General features: G+C 40.1%; 1 protein-coding gene. It reads left to right on the forward strand.

Annotation, left to right across the window (positions count from 1 at the left end):
- Nucleotides 1-1631 precede the first annotated feature (1631 nt).
- Nucleotides 1632-4031, forward strand: coding sequence for a T9SS type B sorting domain-containing protein (locus tag Q0C58_RS01065; protein WP_290696482.1), 2400 nt, complete (start codon nt 1632-1634; stop codon nt 4029-4031).
- Nucleotides 4032-4117 lie beyond the last annotated feature (86 nt).

Genomic DNA, 4117 nt, shown 5'->3' on the forward strand with positions numbered 1-4117 from the left:
CCCCTGCAATTACAGATCCTATTTCAGATTTTTTTCTTTGTGATTTAGACGGTGATGGATTTGAGACTTTTGATTTAACGAGTAAAGATGCTGAAATTTTAAACACATTAGTAGATGTTAGTTTGACGTACCATGAGAGTCAGGCAGATGCTATAGCTGGGACTCCTTTTATTGATCCAGCTACTGCTTTTGTGAGTAGTAATGCTATTATATGGGTACGTGCGGTAAACTTTGAGGGCGGTGATGTAACAGGAGCTGAACTTTGTACAACAGTAGTGAGTTTTAATTTAACATTAGGTCAAACGCCTGTTTTTAATGTTATTCCAGAAATCACTGCCTGTGATGATGAGGTAGCAGATGGTATTACAGACTTTGATTTAGATGATAACAATTTTGCAATTACTGGCGGAGTACCAGGTTTAACGGTAAGTTATTATGAGACGCAGCTCAATGCTGAAAACGCCTTTTTGCCTTATTCTTCAAATTATACCAATACATTAAATCCAGAAGATGTATGGGTACGAGTAGAAAATAGCGCGACAGGATGCTTTGGTGTCTTTATGAGTGTTTTGAGGGTAATACCACGCCCTACCATTATCACACCAGACGATTTAATTTACTGTGATAATGACAATGATGGTTTTGGTAGTTTTACCTTAACCGATGCAGACGAGCAAGTAGTCAGTGGAGATCCCGCAGGGAATTTTCAAGTAAGTTACCATATTACACCTGAAGATGCTGTCAATAATGTATTGCCATTGGCAAGTCCTTATGATAATGAAGTTGCTTTTCTACAAGTGATCCATATTCGATTAACAGATTTGGCTACAGGTTGCTTTAGTACCACGAGCGTTAATCTACGAGTAGCGGAGAGTCCTAACCTTATCGCTCCAGACGATCTTATTGTCTGTGATGACGACGGCGATGGATTTGCGACGTTTAACCTAACCGATGTTGAGCCACAATTATTGATGTTAGGAGGAGGTCCTTATGTTGTAACGTACTTTACCGATATGGCGATGACAGCGCCTATTACAAACCCTACTATTTTTACCAACACAACAAACCCTCAAACAATATTTATCGTTGTACGTGATGTAAATAATGACTGTGAGAGTGAAGCAACGGTAACCTTACGCGTTGAACTTCCGCCAGCATTAGTTGCACCAACGCCACTAGAGTTATGTGATGATACAGATATTTTAGGTCCAGATGATGGAATAGAGATTTTTGATTTAACAAGTAAAATAGCAGAGATCACAAATAACAATACCGGTATATCGATCACGTTTTATGAAACTTTAGCAGAAATGCAAGCAGAAGTGAACCCTATCGATCCTGCAAATGCGTATCAAAATATAACGCCATCGGTACAGACCATTTTTATACGAGCAGCTGATGTTAACAGCAGTTGTGTTATTGATGATGGAGCAATCACGCTAGATCTTATAGTGAATCCATTACCAACGCCAGTAACACCTACACCATTAGAAGGCTGTGATATTAACAACGATGGCTTTACAGATTTTACATTAACTGATAAAGATATCGAGATAATAGGAGGAGAGCCAGGAGTAGGGATTACCTACCACGAGACAGAGCTGGATGCTATCAATGGCAGCTTTGCGCTATTGAGTCCTTATAGTAATATTATATCCGGAGGTCAAACTATTTTTGTTAGAGCAACCTTTGTAGGTCCAGCACCAGGACCATCAACAGGATGTTTCCGAGTTATCGAGCTAGAATTGATCGTTAACCCAACTCCCGAGATTCCTGTAACATTAGACGATATAGTCGTTTGTGACCCAGAGATGGATGGAATAGCGATTTTTGATTTAACTCAAAATCAAACAGCTATTTACGGGACACAAGATCCTGCAGCTTTTACCATTAGCTACCACACAAGTTTAGTAGCAGCAGAAGCAGGAACACCAGATATAGCAACCCCTACTGCTTTCACAAACACGGTAAACCCTCAAGAGATTTGGGTACGCTTAACTAATGATGATACAGAGTGCTTTAGAATCGCTAGCTTTATGATAGAAGCCGTTCCAGGGCCAACGGTTATTCAGCCAGATCCTTTTAATATGTGTGATGATCTAGGGATGCCAAACGATGGTTTTACCACGTTTGATCTAACCACACAAGACGATTTAATTACAGGTGGTGCCTCAGGAGTAGGCGTTCAATATTTTGAGATGCTAGTAGATGCGCAAGCAAATACAAACCCTATCAACCCAGCAACAACTTACACCAATATAGAACAAGGCATCCAAGTATTGTTTGTGCGCGTTACAGATGGAAACACCCTTTGTGCAGATACAAGTATTACATTAACCTTGCGTGTGTTGCCTAACCCTGAGCCAGAACAGCCAGACCCTATAGCCTTATGTGATACCGAAGGAGACGGGACACAGGAATTTGACTTAACAATTCGTGCGGCACAAATACTAGATGGCGAAAACTACGTTCTCGGATATTTTGAAACGCAAGCCGCCGCAGAAATAGGAGATCCACTTGATGCAATACCAAATGCGAGTGCACACGAAAACGCGACTAACCCACAAATTATTTACATCCGTGTGACAGATCCAGACAGTCCTTTAGGATGTTTTGAGATCGTTGAGTTAGAGATACGTGTAGATTTATTACCAACCGATACTGCAGATGTAGATCCTTTTATTATTTGTGAAGAGCCACCTTCTGATGGCTTCGCTATTTTTGATTTAACGACAAAGACCGAAGAGATTCTATTAGGTCAAGATATGGTAAACAATCAGGTAAGTTTTTATGAAGATCCTGCAGATGCCTTAGCAGGTATCAACCCTATCGTAGATCCTGTCAATTATCAGAATCTAACCAATCCTCAAATGATTTATGTAGGTATTAGAAACGGCGCAACAGATTGTTATATAGGCGGTGTTTTGTTTTTCGATATCGAAGTTAGAGAAGGCGCACGAGCAGTCACACCAGCTGAGCCCTATACTTTATGTGATACCGAAGGAGACAACGATGGTTTTACAAGTTTTGATTTACAAACAGGGGAACGCATTGAAGCTATTATAGCCGAAATATTAGATGATCAAGACCCGTTATTGTTCGATTTAGCATTCTACGAGACCTTAGAGAATGCTACAGAAGGTGCCAATCCATTAGGAGCTAGTTATACAAACATCATCAACCCACAGATTATTTATGCACGTGTAGATAATGTCTCTACGGGATGTTTTGAGATCGTGGAAGTGATCTTAAAAGTAGAGCAGTTACCTGTAATAACCTTACCAGAGAGCTATCGATTATGTGTGGATGCAAATGGGTTACCTATAGGTTCAGCGCCAGGTTCAGCGCCATCTCCCCCAGTAATAGAAACAGGCTTAGATCCTTTATTATTTACATTTGTATGGAGCTTAAATGGAGAAGAGGTTATAGGGGAGACAGGACCATCGATAGAGGCTTTAGCAGGAGGTACTTATGAAGTTACAATTACTCAGCTTGATAGTGGTTGCTTTACAACAGCAGGCACGGAAGTAACGGTATCTCAGGCTCCAGTAACCTTTGGGTTTACCTTAGTCAATGGTGCCTTTGCAGACAACCATACGGTAGCTGTAAGTGCAGAAGGGCTAGGAGCTCCTTATGTATTTAATATTGATGGAGGGCCATTTCAGGAGAGTAATGAATTTACAAACGTAAGTCCAGGAACACATACAGTGATCATAAAAGATCCTCAAGGCTGTGGTGAAGTAGAACTTACTGTAGGCGTTGTAGATTTTCCAGATTATTTTACACCTAATGGAGATATGATTCATGAGAATTGGAATATCATAGGTATAGCTGATTTCGATCCTACAGCAAATATTTATATCTTTGATCGCTACGGAAAGTTACTCAAGCAAATCAGTCCAGTAGAAGCTGGTTGGGATGGTACTTATAATGGAGAGCCATTGCCATCAAGTGATTACTGGTTTAGAGTAGAATACACAGAAGAGAATGTAACAAAAGAGTTAAGAGGGCATTTTACTCTTAAGAGATAGTCAGATAGTAAAGACTGATATTAAAAGTAAAAGCACCTTTCGGTTTAAAACTGAAAGGTGCTTTTTTATGCTATAATACGAATCGA

The sequence above is a fragment of the Lacinutrix sp. genome (genome assembly GCF_023299985.1).
GTDB lineage: Bacteria > Bacteroidota > Bacteroidia > Flavobacteriales > Flavobacteriaceae > Lacinutrix.